This is a genomic window from Allobosea sp. CRIB-10, assembly GCF_900112185.1.
Lineage (GTDB): Bacteria > Pseudomonadota > Alphaproteobacteria > Rhizobiales > Beijerinckiaceae > Allobosea.
The window spans coordinates 29,096-45,204 of the sequence record NZ_FOKP01000028.1 but is presented as its reverse complement, the minus strand read 5'-3'; the positions used below and the strand labels follow the sequence as shown (position 1 = coordinate 45,204).

The following is a 16,109-nucleotide window of genomic DNA, read 5'->3' as shown; positions in this document are numbered from 1 at the left end:
TCAGCCCATCGCTTCGGCGACGGCATCCAAGGCCGCCTGCGCCTGGGAGCCATCCGGGCCGCCGGCCTGGGCCATGTCGCGGCGACCGCCGCCACCCTTGCCGCCGAGGCGCTCCGAGGCCGCGCGCACCAAAGCGACCGCATCGAAGCGCTCGGTCAGATCGGGCGTGACGCCGACGACGACGCCGGCCTTGCCGTCCTCGGCGACGCCGACGATCGCGACGACGCCGGAGCCGACACGGGCCTTGGCCTCGTCGGCCAGGCTCTTCAGGTCCTTCATCTCGACGCCGGTGACGGCGCGCGCGAGCAGCTTGGCGCCGGCGACCTCGCGGATCGGATCGCTGGCCTCGCCGCCGCCGCCCATCGCAAGCTTCTTGCGGGCTTCGCTGAGCTCGCGCTCGAGCTTGCGGCGCTCCTCGACCAGCGCGGTGACGCGCGCCGGCAATTCGGCGATCGGCGCCTTCAGAACCCCGGCCATCTCGTCGAGCGCGACGCTTTCCTCACGCAGATGACGGCGGGCCGCCTCGCCGGTGAGCGCTTCGAGCCGGCGCACGCCGGCGGCGACGCCGGCCTCGGACAGGACGGTCACAAGGCCGATGTCGCCGGTGCGGCTGGCATGGGTGCCGCCGCAGAGCTCGACCGAGAAGGCTTTTGGCGTGTCGGAATCACGGTCGGTGCCCATCGACACCACGCGGACCTCGTCGCCATATTTTTCGCCGAACAGGGCGCGCGCGCCGGAGGCGATGGCGTCGTCGACCGACATCAGCTTGGTGGTGATCGGCTCGTTCTGCAGCACGAGCTTGTTCGCCATCTCCTCGACCCTGGCCAGTTCCTCGCGCGAGATCGGCTTGGGGTGGCTGAAATCGAAGCGCAGGCGCTCGGGCGCTACCTGCGATCCCTTCTGCGCGACATGGTCGCCGAGCACGCGGCGCAGCGCCTCGTGCAGCAGGTGGGTGGCCGAGTGGTTGGCGCGGATGGTGCCACGACGGCCATGATCGACCGTCAGCTCGGCCGGCTTGCCGAGCTCGATCGCACCGGAGACGACCTTGACCTGATGAGCGAAGACGTCGCCGAGCTTCTTCTGGACGTCCAGCACCTGCGCCTTGAAGCCGTTGCCGGCGATCGTGCCGGTGTCGCCGACCTGGCCGCCGGATTCGCCGTAGAACGGCGTCTGGTTGAGGATGACGATGCCGCTCTCGCCTTCCTTCAGCGACGCGACCTCGGCATTATCCTTGACCAGCGCGGTGACCACGCCCTCGGCGCTCTCGGTGTCGTAGCCGAGGAACTCGGTCGCGCCGACGCGCTCGCGCAGCGGGAACCAGAGCGTCTCGGTCGCGGCCTCGCCGGTGCCGGCCCAGGCGGCGCGCGCCTTGGCCTTCTGCTGCGCCATCGCCGCATCGAAGCCCTCGATGTCGACGCCGACGCCGCGGGCCCGCAGCGCGTCCTGGGTCAGATCGAGCGGGAAGCCATAGGTGTCGTAGAGAGTGAAGGCGACGTCGCCCTTGAGCTTGTCGCCGGAACCCAGGCTCTGAGCTTCCTGGTCGAGGATCGACAGGCCGCGCGCCAGCGTGGTGCGGAAGCGGGTTTCCTCCAGCTTCAGCGTCTCCGAGATCAGCGCCTGCGCCCGGATCAGCTCGGGATAGGCCTGGCCCATCTCGCGCACCAACGCCGGCACCAGCTTGTGCATCAGCGGGTCCTTGGCGCCGAGCAATTGCGCATGGCGCATGCCGCGGCGCATGATCCGGCGCAGCACATAGCCGCGCCCCTCGTTCGAGGGCAGCACGCCATCGGCGATCAGGAAGGCGGAGCAGCGCAGATGGTCGGCAATGACGCGGTGGCTCGCGCTCATCGGCCCGTCCGAGGGGACGTTGGTCAGATCGGCGATGGTGCGGATCAGCGTCGCGAACAGGTCGATCGAATAGTTGTCATGCGTGCCCTGGAGCACGGCGGCGATGCGCTCGAGGCCCATGCCGGTGTCGATCGAGGGGCGGGGCAGGTTGGTCCTGATGCCCCCCGCGGCCTCCTCGTACTGCATGAACACGAGGTTCCAGATCTCGATGAAGCGGTCGCCATCCTCGTCGGGCGAGCCCGGAGGTCCGCCGGGGATGTGGTCGCCGTGGTCGTAGAAGATCTCGGAGCAGGGGCCGCAGGGACCGGTGTCGCCCATGCGCCAGAAATTGTCCGAGGTCGCGATGCGGATAATCCTCGAGTCGGGCAGACCGGCGATCTTCTTCCAGAGCGCATGCGCGTCGTCGTCCTCGGAGTAGACGGTGACGGTCAGCTTGTCCTTGGGCAGGCCGAATTCGCGGGTGACCAGGGTCCAGGCATGGGTGATCGCCTGCTCCTTGAAATAGTCGCCAAAGGAAAAGTTCCCCAGCATCTCGAAGAAGGTGTGGTGGCGGGCGGTGTAGCCGACATTGTCGAGATCATTATGCTTGCCGCCGGCGCGCACGCATTTCTGCGCCGTTGTGGCACGGGCATAGGGGCGCTTCTCCTGGCCGGTGAAGACGTTCTTGAACTGCACCATGCCGGAATTGGCGAACATCAGGGTCGGGTCGTTGCGCGGCACGAGCGGGCTCGACGCCACCACCTCGTGGCCGTTCGCCTTGAAGTAATCGAGGAAAGTCGACCTGATCTCGTTGACGCCGCTCATCGCAATCTTGGCTCTGTTCTGGTGGGGCCGGCCGGCCCGGCGCAGTGGTTCTAGTCAGCCCATGTGCGCCTGTCCAGAAAGCGCCCGCAAGGACGCCATACCGGCAAGCTTCTGACCACAAACGGAAACGGGCGACCCGAAGGCCGCCCGTCGACTTAATGGCTGAGTGCCCTGGTTTGAAGGCTCAGGCTTCGCCCTCGTCGAGGTCATCGGCGGTCGGGTCGGCGTTCTCCAGGATGCGCTCGGCGACGAGGCCGGAGTTCTGGCGGATCGTCGTCTCGATCTTGGCGGCGACGTCGGGATTGGCCTTGAGGAAGCTCTTGGCGTTCTCGCGGCCCTGGCCGAGGCGCTGGCTGTCGAAGGAGAACCAGGCGCCGGACTTCTCGACGATGCCGGCCTTGACGCCGAGATCGACCAGCTCGCCGGCCTTCGAGATGCCCTCGCCGAACATGATGTCGAACTCGACCTGCTTGAAGGGCGGCGCGACCTTGTTCTTGACCACCTTGACGCGGACCTGGTTGCCGGTCGCCTCGTCGCGCTCCTTCAGCGTCGAGACGCGGCGGATGTCGAGGCGAACCGAGGCGTAGAATTTCAGCGCATTGCCGCCGGTGGTGGTCTCGGGCGAGCCGTACATCACACCGATCTTCATGCGGATCTGGTTGATGAAGATGACCATGCAGTTCGAGCGCGAGATCGAGGCGGTGAGCTTGCGCAGCGCCTGGCTCATCAGGCGGGCCTGCAGGCCGGGCTGGTTGTCGCCCATCTCGCCTTCGATCTCGGCACGCGGCGTCAGCGCCGCGACGGAGTCGACGACGAGCACGTCGATCGCGCCGGAGCGGACCAGCGTGTCGGTGATCTCGAGCGCCTGCTCGCCGGTGTCGGGCTGCGAGATCAGCAGGTCGTCGAGATTGACGCCGAGCTTGCGGGCATAGACCGGGTCGAGCGCGTGCTCGGCGTCGACGAAGGCGCAGACGCCACCCTTCTTCTGGGCTTCGGCGATGGTGTGGAGCGCCAGCGTGGTCTTGCCCGAGGATTCAGGGCCGTAGATCTCGACGACGCGGCCGCGCGGCAGGCCGCCGACGCCGAGCGCGATGTCGAGGCCGAGCGAGCCGGTCGAGACCGTCTCGATCTCGATCGCCTGCTGGTTCTTGCCCAGGCGCATGATCGAGCCCTTGCCGAAAGCCCGTTCGATCTGCGAGAGCGCCGCATCGAGCGCCTTGGCCTTGTCCATCGAAGAGCCTTCCACGAGCCTGAGATTTGCCTGATTCACGACGTGCGCTCCTTATGGCAGGGGCGCGACCACATCTCAATCCGCGCCATGGGAATGATCATGGTCACGGTTTGTTCTCTCGCGCAAGTTCTTTTTTTGTTCTCGCCTCGGCGCGTGCCGGTTGTGCTAGGACAACATGAAAGCAGCCTGATTTCAGAGCTCCGAAGCCGATGCGCAAGACCCTGATCAAGCTCCTTCTGATCCCGCTCGACCTCGTCGTCGGGCTCGTCGTCCTCCTAGACGAGCTGCTGCGGCCGCTCTACCGGCCACTGATCGCCTGGTTCGCCTCGCTCAGGCTGGTGGCGCGCTGCGAGGAGGCGATCGGGCGGTTGCCGCCCTATGGCGCGCTCGTTGCCCTCGCGATCCCCTTCGCCATCGTCGAGCCGCTGAAGCTGCTCGGCCTGCTGTTCCTGGCGCGCGGGGCGTTCACGGCGGGTATCGTCACCACCGCGATCGGCCATCTCGCCGGCTTCCTGCTGGTCGAGCGCGTCTACCATGCCGGACGGGCGCAGCTTCTCACCATCCCCTGGTTCGCGCGGATCATGGGATGGATCGACGCGATCCGGCAGGCGGTGATCGGGCGGATCAAGGCGAGTGCCGCTTGGCAGCGGGCAGTCGCGCTAGTGCGAGCGGCGCGGGAGCGCTTGCGTGGCGTGAAGCTCTGGTTCGCCCGCCGGCGCGCCTGAACTGGTTTGGGTCGTCGGCACAGGCAGATCGACCTCATCCTTCGGCTCGGCCTGCCAAGCCGCGGCTAGCCGTTCCAGCTCCAGCGTATAGCAGTAGATCGCGAAGACGACCGCGAGGAGCAGGCTGGAACGCCATGCGAGGGTGAAGCCGTCAGCGATGCTCGTCATCTCCGGCAGATGACGCAGGAAATAGATCGAGGCCAGCGCGCCGCCGACGATCGCTCCCAGGCGGGCACCGAACGCCAGCAGATGTCCGAGCGGCAGGCTGTGGAAGCCCTGCGGCACGGGCACGCGGTAGAGCCGCGTCCAGTAGCAGATCTGCCCGAGCAGCGCCGCCACGCAGATTTGCGCCAGGATTCCGGTCGGCAGCGTCTGCTGCTCGCCGATATGTGCGACCAGGACGCGGAAGGCGATGTGGATGTGGAACAGGACCAGCAGCGCGCAGATCGTCTGCACGATCAGCAGCAGCGTGTAGACGAGAACCGGCCTTTGCGTCATCGGCGCAGGATAGAAGGCGGCGGTACGCTGATCAAACGTGGGGGCTCGGGCGCGCTCCGGCGGCCAGCGCAGCGGCGGCGCGGCCGGCGGCCTCGACATAGGCGGGGTCGCGATGGACGAGCATGACCGAGAAGGCGCCGTCCATCAGCAGCACGACCTGGCGGGCGAGCTCTTCGGGGGCGATGACGCCATGGCTGGCGCATTCGCCGGCGAGCCAGCGCTCGAAGCCGGCCTTGTGGCGCGCGCCGATTTTGATTGCGGGGTGGCCGGGCAGGTTGGCGAGCTCGGCGGCGGTGCGCAGGAAGCCGCAGCCCTTCCAGCGCGGATGGCGGGCGGAGCGCGCGAGGTTCTGGAAGATCGCCTCGATCTTCTGCGGCAGACCGCCCTCGGCCTTGTCGAACCAGCCGGCCATCAGCTTGAGATTGGGCTGGTCGCGCGCCTCGAGATAGGCGGCGACGAGCTCGTCCTTGCTCTCGAAATGGTAGTAGAGCGTGCGCTTCGTGACGCCGGCCTTCTCGGCGACGGCATCGACGCTGACGGCGCGGATGCCCTCGCCATAGAAGAGCTTGCTGGCAGCCTCGATGATGCGAGTGCGCGTCGGCTTGTCGGGTTCGGCCATGCCTCGATGTATACCGTACAGTGAGTATACATCGTCAAGCCTAAGGCGCAGCCTTCCGCCACCTGAAACCGGAAGAAGGCCAAGGCCATGCCCGACAATGATCCCATCCTGATTCAACAGCGCGAGACGGTCGCGACGCTGACGCTGAACCGGCCCGAGAAGCTGAATGCGCTGAGCTACGGACTGATCGACCGCCTGCTCGAAGTCCTCGACGTGATCGAGGTCGACCCCTCCATCCGCGCGGTGATCCTGACCGGCGCCGGCGAGCGCGCCTTCTCGGCCGGCGGCGACATCCATGAGTTCTCGCAGAGCGTCGCGGCCGGGCCGGAGCAGGCTGTGCGCGATTTCGTCCGCCGCGGCCAGAAGCTGACGGCGCGGCTGGAGGCCTTCGGCAAGCCGGTGATCGCGGCGGTGAACGGGCTCGCCTATGGCGGCGGCTGCGAGGTCACCGAGGCGGTGCCTCTCGCCATCGCCAGCGAGCGGGCGATGTTCGCCAAGCCGGAGATCAATCTCGGCATGCCGCCGACCTTCGGCGGGACGCAGCGCCTGCCGCGCCTCGCCGGCCGCAAGCGCGCCATGGAGCTGCTGCTGACCGGCGATCCGTTCACGCCGCAGCGGGCGCTCGATATGGGGCTGATCAACGCGGTGGTGCCGCATGAGGAGCTGCTGCCGGCGGCGCAGGCGCTGGCGCAGCGTATCCTCAGGCATTCGTCCCTGGCTGCGGCGACCATCCTCACGGCGGTGACGCGCGGCATCAACGCCAGCATCGCCGAAGGGCTGCTGATCGAGAGCGAGCAGTTCGCCCGCATCGTGCCGACGGCCGATCTGCGCGAGGGGCTCGACGCCTGGATGGCGCGGCGCCAGCCGGTCTATTCCGGCGACTGGTCGCAGGTCGCCAGGGCCGGCTGAGGAGGTGATGATGAGCGACCATGCGAGCTTCAGCCGCGAAGCCTTCGCCGCCTTCCGTGCCGACGACCGGCCAGGGCCGGTGCAGATGCTGAACCTGATCCGGCTCAATGGCGAGGCGCAGTATCCGGACGGACCGCATGGCGGCGGCCGCGAGGCATTCGCGGCCTATGGCCGGATCAGCGCGCCGGTGCTGACGCGGCTCGGCGGGCGGATCATCTGGCGCGGCGGCTTCGAGCAGATGCTGATCGGCCCGCGGGGCGAGCGCTGGGACATCTGCTTCATCGCCGAATATCCCAGCGTCGAGGCCTTCGCCGCGATGCTTCGCGATCCGATCTATCGCGAGGCGATGATGCATCGACAGGCGGCGGTGAAGGATTGCCGCCTGATCCGGCTGGCGGCGTGGGAGGCGGGGGTGACCTTCGCCGGATAGGGCAGGGCGGCTCGGGGCGGTCGCTGGGACCGAGCTGGCACGCGCGGGAGCCCTCTCCCGGAACGGGGGAGGGTTTGGAGGGGGCAGCGCCAAACTGGACGACTAAAGCGCCGGCCCCCTCAGCATCTCTCCCCCGTTCCGGGAGAGAGAGAGAGAGAGAGAGAGAGGCGCCAAGGCCGGCAGCGGACAGGATATGTCAGGCCGCCTTGCCCGTATCGGTCTCGACTGGCGTTGAGACCGACCCGGACCCACCGAGTCTCCGCGAAAGCCCTTCCATGAACAGGAAGATCACCGGGGTGATGAACAGCGTCAGCACCTGCGAGACGATCAGCCCGCCGACCACGGCGAGGCCGAGCGGCTGACGCAGCTCCGCGCTCGCGCCGGCGCCGATCGCGATCGGCAGGGCGCCGAGGATCGCCGCCAGCGTCGTCATGATGATCGGCCGGAAGCGGCGCAGGCAGGCTTCGCGGATGGCGGTGTCCGGCGGCTCGCCGGCGCGCTGCAGTTCGAGCGCGACGTCGATCATCATGATCGCGTTCTTCTTGACGATGCCGATCAGCATCAGGAGCCCGATCACGGCGATGACCGAGAGGTCGAGGCCGAAGAGCTTCAGCGTCAGGAGCGCGCCGAGCGCCGCCGCCGGCAGGCCGGTCAGGATCGTCAGCGGGTGGATGAAGCTCTCATAGAGGATGCCGAGGACGATGTAGATCGTCAGCACCGCACCGGCGATCAGCAGGCCCTGATTGCCAAGCGATTGCTCGAAGGTCTTGGCGACGCCGGCGAAGCTGGTGCCGATCTGGGCGGGCAGGCCGAGCTCGGCCTTGATCGCGTCGATGCGCTGCACGGCCTCGCCGAGCGCGCGGCCGGCCGGCAGGTTGAAGGAGAGGGTGACGGCCGGGAGCTGGCCGAGCTGGTTGACCGTGAGCGGGCCGGCCTTGCGCTCGATCCTGGCGAAGGTGCCGAGTGGAACGAGCGCGCCCGAGGAGGAGCGGAAGCGGACCTGGTCGAGCCGGTCGTTCGACCACTGGATGTCGGGATTGAACTCGATGATGACCTGATAGCTGTCGCTGGTGGTGTAGATCGTCGAGATCTGGCGCACGCCGAAGCCGGAATAGAGGCTGGAGCGCAGCACGTCGGCGCTGATCCCCAGCGATTGCGCCTTGGCCCGGTCGACGACGAGGTTGGCGAGCAGGGCCTTGTTCTGCAGGTCGGTGGTGACGTCGACGAAGAGCGGGTCGTGCTGCAGCGCCTCCAGCATCTTTCCCGACCAGTCCGACAAAGCGGCCTGGTCGATCGACTGCATCACGAACTGGTACTGGCTCTTGGAGGAGCGCGCGCCGATGTTGAGGTTCTGCACCGGCGACATGTAGGTCGCTATGCCGGGGATGGCGGAAAGCTCACGGCGCAGGTCGGCGAGCATCTGCTGCAGCGGCGGGCGCTGGTCCTTCGGCTTCAGCTCGACGAAGAGCCGCCCGGCATTGAGGCTGCTCGACTGGCCGCCGGAGCCGATGGTCGAGGCGACATGGGCGACATAGGGCGAGCTTCGGAAGACCTCCTCGACCTTCTGCTGCAGGCCCGACATGGCGTCGAAGGAGATGTCCTGGCGCGCTTCGGTTGCGACCTGGAGCTGGCCGATATCCTCCTGCGGGAAGAAGCCCTTGGGGATGGTCACGACCAGCCAGGCGCTGGCGGCGACGCTGGCGAGGAAGATCATCAGCACGGTGCGGCGGTATGTCAGGCTGAGGTCGAGTCCGGCGCGATAGGCGCCGAGCAGGGCGTCGAAGCCGCGTTCGAGGAAGGCGAGCCGGTCCTTGCCGCCACCGGCGCCATGACCGGCGGCGCTGGCGCCGAGCCGGGCGCACATCATCGGCGTCAGCGTCAGCGAGACGAAGGCCGAGGCGAGGATCGCGACGGTGACGACGACCGCGAACTCGTTGAAGACGCGCCCGATCACGCCGCCCATCAGCAGCACCGGAATGAAGACCGCGACCAACGAGAGCGAGATCGAGATGATGGTGAAGCCGATCTCGCTCGAGCCCTTCAGGGCCGCGTCGAAGGCGGAGAGCCCATCCTCCTCCATGTGGCGGACGATGTTCTCCAGCATCACGATCGCATCATCGACGACGAGGCCGACCGCCAGCGTCAGGCCGAGCAGCGAGATGTTGTCGATCGAGAAATCGAGCAGATACATCGCGCCCAATGTGGCGATCAGCGAGATCGGCACGGCGACCGCCGGGATCAGCGTCGCGGTGAAGCGGCGCAGAAACAGGAAGATCACCGCGACGACCAGCACGATCGTCAATCCGAGGGTGAACTGCACGTCCTCGACCGCCTGGCGGATCGAGGCGGAGCGGTCGTTGAGCAGGCCGAGCGTGGTCGCCGGCGGCAGCAGCGACTGCATCTGGCCGATCGCCGTCTTGACCCGGTCGACGACCTCGACCGTGTTGGCGTCGGGCTGGCGGAAGACCGCGACGACGAGGGCGCGCGAGCCGTCATACCAGCTGGCGAGCTGCAGGTTCTCGACGGAGTCGATCACCTTGGCGACGTCGCCGAGCCGAACCGGGCGGCCGTCGCGGGTGGCGATGATGATATCGGCGAAATGGCGGGCGTCGGCGAGCTGTGTCTGTGCCTCCAGCGTCAATTGCTGCGGGCCTGACTGCATGGTGCCGACGGGGGTGTTGACGTTGGCGGCGGTGATCGCCGCCTGCAGTTCGTTGATGCCGATGCCGCGGGCGGCGAGGGCGGTCGGATCGACCTGGATGCGCACCGCGTATTTCTGGCTACCGAAGATCTGGACCTGCGCCACGCCCTCGACAGTGGAGAGGGTGGGGGAGAGCACCTGCTGGACGAAGGCGTCGATCTTGGAAAGCGGGGTGACGTCGCTCTTTAGCGCCAGCAGCAGGATGGGGGCGTCGGCCGGATTGAACTTGCGGTAGCTCGGCGGCGTCGTCATGTCGACCGGGAGCTGGCGTTGGGTGCGGGCGATCGCCGTCTGGACGTCGGCCGCCGCCGCGTCGATGTCACGGTCGAGCGCGAACTGGATCGCGATCGAGGTCGAGCCCAGCGCGTTGGTGGTCGAAATCGAATCGATGCCGGCGATGGTGGCGAACTGCTTGATCAGTGGCGTCGCCACCGAGGTCGCCATGATCTCGGGCGAGGCGCCCGGCAATTGCGCCGAGACATTGACGACCGGGAACTCGGCCCGCGGCAGCGCCGCGACCGGCAGGGAGCGCCAGGCGAACAGGCCGCCGAGGATCAGCGCGCACGACATCAGGATCGTCGCGACGGGATGGCGGATGCAGAAGGCTGAGACCGACATGGCGCGCCCTCACGGCCTGGCGGTTTGCGGGGCGGCGAGCCTGATCTTCGTCCCGGGCGAAAGCCGCGACTGGCCTTCGGTCACGACCTTCTCGTCCTGCGACAGGCCCGAGGCGAGCGCGGCGATGCCGTTCTCGTTGGAGGCGACCTTGACGCTTCTGGCCTCGACCGTGTCGTCGGGCTTGGCGACGTAGACGAACGGGCCCTTCTGCCCTTCCTGCAGCGCGACCGAGGGCACGGTGACCGAGCCGGGCAGCATGCCGAGCTGGATGACGACGTCGACATATTGCCCCGGCCAGAGCCGGTGCGGCTCGTTGGTGAACAGCGCTTTCACACTGACGGTGCCCGACGGGATGTCGACGGCGGAATCGATGAAGGAGAGATCGCCGGTGGCGAGCTCCTCGCGCGTGCCGGAAGCGTAGGCGGTGACCTTCGCTGGAGTCTGCGCCTTGGCCGCCGCCTGCAGCAGGGTCAGGTCGCGCTCCGGCAGTGTGAAGGTGACGCGGATCGGGGCCAACTGCGTCACCGTCACGAGATTGCTGCTGGCATCGTTGGCGCGCACCGCATTTCCGGGCGTCGCGGCGATGGCGCCGAGCCGGCCGGAGATCGGAGCGGTGATCGTGGTGTAGCCGAGCCGGACGCGATCGAGCGCCAGGGTCGCCTCGTCCGCCTTGACGGCGGCGGTGGCGACGGCCTCGTCGGCGGTCGCCTGGTCGAGCGCCTGCTGGGTGCCGGCGCCCTTGTCGACCAGGCTCTTCTGGCGGGCGAGATCGGCGCGCTTTTGCGCCACCGTCGCCCTGTCGCGCTCGACATTGGCTTCGTCGCGGGCGACTTGCGCCTTGAGCTCGCGATCGTCGAGGGTGAAGAGCAGGTCGCCCTGCCTGACCTCCTGGCCTTCCTTGACGTGCATGTCGGCGATGACGCCGTCGAGGCGGGACTTGACCGCGACGATGGCGACCGGCTCGGCGAAGCCGATCGAGCGGCGCGTCACGGGCACATCGGCGCGGCCCGCGAGCACGGTCGTGACCGGGCTCGCGATCGGACCGGCGCGGCGCTCGGCATGGGCTTGCTCAGGGCCGTCCTGCGGTTTCAGCACGCGATAGATGGCGAAAACGGCGACAGCCGCCAGAAGGGCTATGATCCCGTAACGTTTCATTGGTCACCACGGCGCAGCGCTGTCGACGTGGTGTCACCTTACAACCGGCGTACGCCTGCCGCCTGTCCGCCGCATGAATTCTTGGTAATGCCAGGCGGCCACCGGGGTGTCCGATGCGCTCAGGTCATCGCCGCCTTCACCGTCTCGACGAGCTGCTTCATCGTGAACGGCTTGGGCAGGAAATGGAAATCCTCCCCTTCAGGCAGGTTCTTTCGGAACGCCTCTTCGGCATAGCCGGAAACGAAGACGACCTTGGTGGCGGCGTTGCGCTTGCGCAGCTCGCCGAGCAGGGTCGGCCCGTCCATCTCGGGCATGACAACGTCGGAGATGACGAGGTCGATCTTGCCCTCGTGCTGCTTGAACAGCTCGAGCGCCTCGACGCCGGAGGCGGCCTCGTGGACGGTGTAGCCGCGCGAGACCAGCATGCGGGCGTTGAGGGCGCGAACCGCGTCCTCGTCCTCGACCAGGAGGATGACGCCGGCGCCAGTATGGTCGGCGGCCGTCTTCTTCGGTGCCTCCTTCGCGGCGGCTTCGGCGGCGATGTCCTCCTGCGTCGGGATGTAGCGCGGCAGGAAGATGCGGAAATTGGTGCCACGCCCGACGACCGAGTCGCAGAAGACGAAGCCACCGGTCTGCTTGACGATGCCGTAGACCATGGACAGGCCGAGGCCCGTGCCCTTGCCAACCTCCTTGGTGGTGAAGAAGGGCTCGAAGATTTTCTCCAGATGCTCCTGCGGGATGCCAGTGCCGCTGTCCTCGACCTCAAGCAGGACATAGTCGGCAGCGGGCAGACCGTCATGGCCGAGCTCGCCGACCTCGGCCGCGGCCACGTTGCGGGTGCGGACCTGCAGCTTGCCGCCGCTCTGCATGGCGTCGCGGGCATTGACGGCGAGGTTGACCACGACCTGCTCGAGCTGGCCGAGGTCGGCCTTGACCGGCCAGAGGTCGCGGCCCTGGCGGACGTCGAGCGCGATCTTGTCGGCGACGACGCGCTTCAGCATCAGCGACAGGTCGGAGAGCACGTCGCCGAGCGCCAGCACTTGCGGGCGCAAGGTCTGCCGGCGCGAGAAGGCGAGCAATTGCCGGACCAGCGAGGCCGCCCGATAGGCGTTCTGCTTGATCTGCATGATGTCCGGGAAGGACGGGTCGGTCGGCTTGTGGCTGGCGAGCAGGAATTCCGAGGCGTTGATGATGACCTGCAGCACGTTGTTGAAGTCGTGCGCGATGCCGCCGGCGAGCTGGCCGACCGCCTGCATCTTGCCGGCCTGGTCCATATTGTCCTTGAGCTTGCGCTCGGCCGTGGTCTCCAGCGCATAGACGATGGCGCGCTCGCCATCGCCATCCTCGCTGGCCGGGACCGGCGAGAGATAAAGCCTCGCCGAGCGGCCGTCCTCGCCAGCGAGCGCGACATCGAGCGGCGCGATCTCGCCCTTGCCGGCAAGGGCCGCGTCGAAGGCCTGGGCGAGGGCGCCGTTGCCGTTGACGAGTTGGTGAATGGTTGCCGGCTGAGCGCCGCCTTGTGTCAGCCGGGTGAAGGCGGCGTTCGAGCGCAGGATCGTGCCGTTGCGGTCGATGGTGGCGATCGCCATCGGCGTGGCGTGGAAGAAGCGGGCGAAACGCGCCTCGGCGTCGGTGTGGCGGTCAGCGCCCGCCTCGCCGGCGGCCCGGTTGAGCACGAGGGTGCGCGAGGCGCCGGCGCGCCCGTCCTGGCCGAAGGCGACCTGGTGATGCAGCCGCACGGGCAGCGACTGGCCGTTGCGGCGGCGCAGGTCGACGTCGAGCACCTCGATGCGGACATCGCCGGGCTGGCCGCGAATGGCCTGGATCAGCGCGGCGGCATTCGGCGAGGCGATGTCCTCGAGCTGCAGGCCACCGGAGCCGAAGCGGGCGAGGTCGTAGTCGAGCCAGCCGGCCAGCGTGGCGTTGAGATAGGGCACCTCGCTGTCGGCATCGATCGAGAGGAAGCCGGCCGGCGCATGGTCGAGATAGTCGATCGCGTGCTGCAGTTCCTGGAAGGCGTTCTCCTGGCGCTCACGCTCCGGGGTGACGTCGGTGACGCTCCACAGGCAAGCCGGGCGGCCGGCGCGGGTGATCGGCGAGACGCGGACCCGGTACCAGCCGACGGCGCCGCGCTCGTTCAGCGCGGGCTCCAGCCTGATCTCCTCGGAGAGGCGGCGGCCGGCGCGGGCGGCGGTGGCGAGGCGGTAGATCGCTTCGGAGACCTCGGCGCGGCCCTTGAACAGGCGCTCGACGGGGGCGATCTCGCTGGCGTTGCGGGCGCCGGCGAAGGCGAGATAGGCCTCGTTGGCGTAGACGATGCGGTTCTCGCCCTCGGTGACGACGACGCCGTCCTCGGCGCTGTCGACGATCGCCTTGGTCAGGTCGTTGCGGGCGGAGCGCCCGGCGAACTGGATCAGCCCGATCGCGAAGGCGAACAGGCAGAAGACGCCGACGACCGAGAGCAGCGCGAGCAGGCCAAGGATCAGCGGCTGCGCCCATTCATTGGCGATGAAGCCGAGCGCGATGGCGGCGCCGACCAGGAGGCCGGCGACCAAAAGGATGATGCCGACATGGCCGGGCCGGTCGGAACGGTCGATCGCGCTCGGTGCCGTGCTTGCGCTCATTGCAGCGGGTCCGTTTCCTTCAGTCGCCCGTCAGCGGTGGGCCCGGGCCGGCATATAGCAGAGAGGCCTGCCCAGCCAGCGAGTTAGGCGCGCCGGCGCTTCAGGCGCAAGACGTATCCGATGACTTCCGCCACCGCCTGATAGTGTTCGACAGGAATTTCATCGTCGACGTCGACGGTGGCGTAGAGCGCGCGCGCCAGAGGCGGGTTCTCGACGATCGGAATGCTGTGCTCGCCGGCGACCTCGCGGATCTTCAGCGCGATCGCGTCGACGCCCTTGGCGAGGCAGAGCGGCGCGCCCTGACCCGACTCATATTGCAGGGCGACGGCGTAGTGGGTCGGATTGGTGATGATCACCGTCGCCTTGGGCACCTGCGCCATCATGCGCGAGCGGGCGCGCTGAGCGCGCAGTTGCCTGAGCTTGGCTTTCACCTCGGGATTGCCCTCGGTGTTCTTGTACTCGTCCTTGAGCTCCTGCTTGGTCATGCGCTGGCGCTGATACCAAGTGAAGCGCTGGTAGCCGAAGTCGCCGATGGCGATGATGGCGAAAATGGCGAGCACGCTGGCCATCAGCTTGATCGTCAGCACCAGCACGGCCGGCAGCAGAGCGTGCACGTCCATCTGGGCGAAGCCCTGCAGGCGGTCGCGCTCGCCCCAGAGCACGATCCAGACGCCGACGCCGACCAGGGCGATCTTGGCGAGGCCCTTGGCGAAGTTGACCCAGGCCTCCTTGCCGAAGATGCGCTTGGCGCCGGCCATCGGCGAGATCCGGTCGAATTTCGGCATCAGCGGCTCGGTCGTCCAGAGCGGCTTGTGCTGGATCAGCGCGCCGGCGAACGCGGCGACAAGGATGAAGCCGAGCGGCAGGGCCATGATGGCGAAGCCCGTCATCACGCCCTTGCTGGTGACGTGGAAGAGGGCGCTGGCATCGTCCGAGACCTGATGGGCGTTCATCAGGAAGGCGCGCAGCGAGAGCGCGGCGTCGCGGGCCGAGCTGCCGGCGGCGACCAGCAACGCGAGCGTGAAGCCGCAGAGCACGAAGAAGGTGCCGATCTCCTGTGACCGCGCGACGTCGCCCTTTTCGATCGCCTCATCGAGCTTTCGCTGGGTCGGTTCTTCTGTGCGATCTTCGTTTTCGACGTCTCCCGCCATCGCCCTGTCTCCTTACAGGCCGATGAACTGGCGCAGGAAGGCGCCGAGATCGTCGAGGAAGACGCCCATCATCACGCCGACGGCGGCGAGGAGCACCAGCATGCCGCCGAGGATCGAGGCGGGGATCGCCAGGAAGAAGACCTGGAGCTGCGGCATCAATCGCGCCAGCACGCCGAGGCCGAGATTGAACAGCAGGCCGAAGACGATGAACGGCGCCGAGATCTGGACCGCCAGCGAGAAGCCCTGGGTCATTGCCTTGACGGCGAGGGTCATCACGTCGCCGATCTCGGGGAAGCCGCCCGGGGGCAGCAGCCGGTAGCTCTCATGGATGGCGGCGAGGGCGAGATGATGCAGGTCGGCCGCCAGGATCAGGGTGATGCCGAGCATCGAGAGGAAGTTGGCGATCGACGGGTTCTGCAGGCCGCCGGTCGGATCGACCGTGACCGCGAAGCCCAATCCCATGGTCTGGGCGACGATGAAGCCGGCGGTCTGCAGCGCCCCCATCAGCAGGCGCACGCTGGCGCCGATGACGAGCCCGACCAGGATCTCGCTGATCAAGAGCCCGCCCAGCGCCGCCGGGGTCTGCGGGATCGTGATCGCGCCGCGCGCCATCGGCAGGATCACGAGCGCGAGGAAAAAGGCGAGGGAGAGCCGGCCGCGTGCTAGGATGAGACGCTCGCCGATGCCAGGCATCAGCATCACCAGCGTGCCGACGCGCGCGAAGACCAGCACGAACAGCGCGCTGATCTCGGGCAGGACGGCGATCTGCATCGGGTGGACCCGGCTCCCGCGCCAG

Annotated in this window: 12 protein-coding genes; 3 read left to right on the top strand and 9 right to left on the bottom strand. The window is 67.8% G+C overall.

Features of this window, described 5'->3' with window-relative positions; all coding sequences use genetic code 11:
* Positions 1-2,652, bottom strand: a complete 2,652-nt coding sequence (alaS, locus tag BMZ69_RS26055; RefSeq protein WP_092162385.1) for an alanine--tRNA ligase — start codon at positions 2,650-2,652, stop codon at positions 1-3.
* Positions 2,653-2,836: 184 nt separating this feature from the next.
* Positions 2,837-3,922, bottom strand: a complete 1,086-nt coding sequence (gene recA / locus BMZ69_RS26050) for a recombinase RecA (protein ID WP_092162383.1) — start codon at positions 3,920-3,922, stop codon at positions 2,837-2,839.
* A gap of 170 nt (positions 3,923-4,092) precedes the next feature.
* Between recA and BMZ69_RS26045 the strand changes: the two genes are divergently transcribed.
* A complete protein-coding gene (locus BMZ69_RS26045; protein WP_092162381.1) occupies positions 4,093-4,608 on the top strand; it encodes a hypothetical protein in 516 nt (171 codons plus the stop codon).
* Here BMZ69_RS26045 and BMZ69_RS26040 read toward each other — a convergent pair.
* Together BMZ69_RS26040 and BMZ69_RS26035 are read right to left on the bottom strand one after the other, a co-directional pair.
* Entirely contained in the window at positions 4,543-5,205 is a 663-nt protein-coding gene (locus BMZ69_RS26040; protein ID WP_092162378.1) for a hypothetical protein, read from the bottom strand. The genes BMZ69_RS26045 and BMZ69_RS26040 overlap by 66 nt on opposite strands.
* On the bottom strand, positions 5,138-5,725 hold the full coding sequence (locus BMZ69_RS26035; RefSeq protein WP_092162370.1) for a TetR/AcrR family transcriptional regulator: 588 nt from the start codon (positions 5,723-5,725) through the stop codon (positions 5,138-5,140). The genes BMZ69_RS26040 and BMZ69_RS26035 overlap by 68 nt, the downstream gene beginning before the upstream one ends.
* An 87-nt stretch (positions 5,726-5,812) precedes the next feature.
* On the opposite strand from BMZ69_RS26035, the gene BMZ69_RS26030 reads away from it, so the two are divergent.
* Both BMZ69_RS26030 and BMZ69_RS26025 read left to right on the top strand, forming a co-directional pair.
* A complete protein-coding gene (locus BMZ69_RS26030; protein WP_092162369.1) occupies positions 5,813-6,634 on the top strand; it encodes a crotonase/enoyl-CoA hydratase family protein in 822 nt (273 codons plus the stop codon).
* Between the two features lie 10 nt (positions 6,635-6,644).
* Positions 6,645-7,064 carry a DUF1330 domain-containing protein gene (locus BMZ69_RS26025; protein ID WP_092162484.1) on the top strand — a complete coding sequence of 140 codons (420 nt, stop codon included), beginning with the start codon at positions 6,645-6,647 and terminating at the stop codon, positions 7,062-7,064.
* Between the two features lie 196 nt (positions 7,065-7,260).
* Here BMZ69_RS26025 and BMZ69_RS26020 read toward each other — a convergent pair whose 3' ends face one another.
* The 5 genes from BMZ69_RS26020 to fliR form a co-directional block, all read right to left on the bottom strand.
* Complete coding sequence (locus BMZ69_RS26020; RefSeq protein ID WP_092162368.1) at positions 7,261-10,383, bottom strand: efflux RND transporter permease subunit; 3,123 nt, start codon at positions 10,381-10,383, stop codon at positions 7,261-7,263.
* A gap of 9 nt (positions 10,384-10,392) precedes the next feature.
* Positions 10,393-11,538: an efflux RND transporter periplasmic adaptor subunit gene (locus BMZ69_RS26015; RefSeq protein WP_092162367.1), complete on the bottom strand. Its 1,146-nt coding sequence runs from the start codon at positions 11,536-11,538 to the stop codon at positions 10,393-10,395.
* A gap of 119 nt (positions 11,539-11,657) precedes the next feature.
* Positions 11,658-14,162 carry a cell cycle histidine kinase CckA gene (locus tag BMZ69_RS26010; protein ID WP_092162366.1) on the bottom strand — a complete coding sequence of 835 codons (2,505 nt, stop codon included), beginning with the start codon at positions 14,160-14,162 and terminating at the stop codon, positions 11,658-11,660.
* Positions 14,163-14,245: 83 nt separating this feature from the next.
* Positions 14,246-15,313 carry a flagellar biosynthesis protein FlhB gene (flhB, locus tag BMZ69_RS26005; protein WP_092162365.1) on the bottom strand — a complete coding sequence of 356 codons (1,068 nt, stop codon included), beginning with the start codon at positions 15,311-15,313 and terminating at the stop codon, positions 14,246-14,248.
* Between the two features lie 12 nt (positions 15,314-15,325).
* On the bottom strand, positions 15,326-16,084 hold the full coding sequence (gene fliR / locus BMZ69_RS26000; RefSeq protein WP_092162483.1) for a flagellar biosynthetic protein FliR: 759 nt from the start codon (positions 16,082-16,084) through the stop codon (positions 15,326-15,328).
* Positions 16,085-16,109: the final 25 nt, after the last annotated feature.

Coding starts and splice junctions, on each gene's coding strand:
- flhB (WP_092162365.1), bottom strand. CDS start 15,313: ATGGCGGGAGACGTCGAAAACGAAGATCGCACAGAAGAACCGACCCAG.
- BMZ69_RS26010 (WP_092162366.1), bottom strand. CDS start 14,162: ATGAGCGCAAGCACGGCACCGAGCGCGATCGACCGTTCCGACCGGCCC.
- BMZ69_RS26015 (WP_092162367.1), bottom strand. CDS start 11,538: ATGAAACGTTACGGGATCATAGCCCTTCTGGCGGCTGTCGCCGTTTTC.
- BMZ69_RS26025 (WP_092162484.1), top strand. CDS start 6,645: ATGAGCGACCATGCGAGCTTCAGCCGCGAAGCCTTCGCCGCCTTCCGT.
- BMZ69_RS26045 (WP_092162381.1), top strand. CDS start 4,093: ATGCGCAAGACCCTGATCAAGCTCCTTCTGATCCCGCTCGACCTCGTC.
- BMZ69_RS26020 (WP_092162368.1), bottom strand. CDS start 10,383: ATGTCGGTCTCAGCCTTCTGCATCCGCCATCCCGTCGCGACGATCCTG.
- fliR (WP_092162483.1), bottom strand. CDS start 16,084: ATGCAGATCGCCGTCCTGCCCGAGATCAGCGCGCTGTTCGTGCTGGTC.
- BMZ69_RS26035 (WP_092162370.1), bottom strand. CDS start 5,725: ATGGCCGAACCCGACAAGCCGACGCGCACTCGCATCATCGAGGCTGCC.
- alaS (WP_092162385.1), bottom strand. CDS start 2,652: ATGAGCGGCGTCAACGAGATCAGGTCGACTTTCCTCGATTACTTCAAG.
- BMZ69_RS26040 (WP_092162378.1), bottom strand. CDS start 5,205: ATGTCGAGGCCGCCGGCCGCGCCGCCGCTGCGCTGGCCGCCGGAGCGC.
- BMZ69_RS26030 (WP_092162369.1), top strand. CDS start 5,813: ATGCCCGACAATGATCCCATCCTGATTCAACAGCGCGAGACGGTCGCG.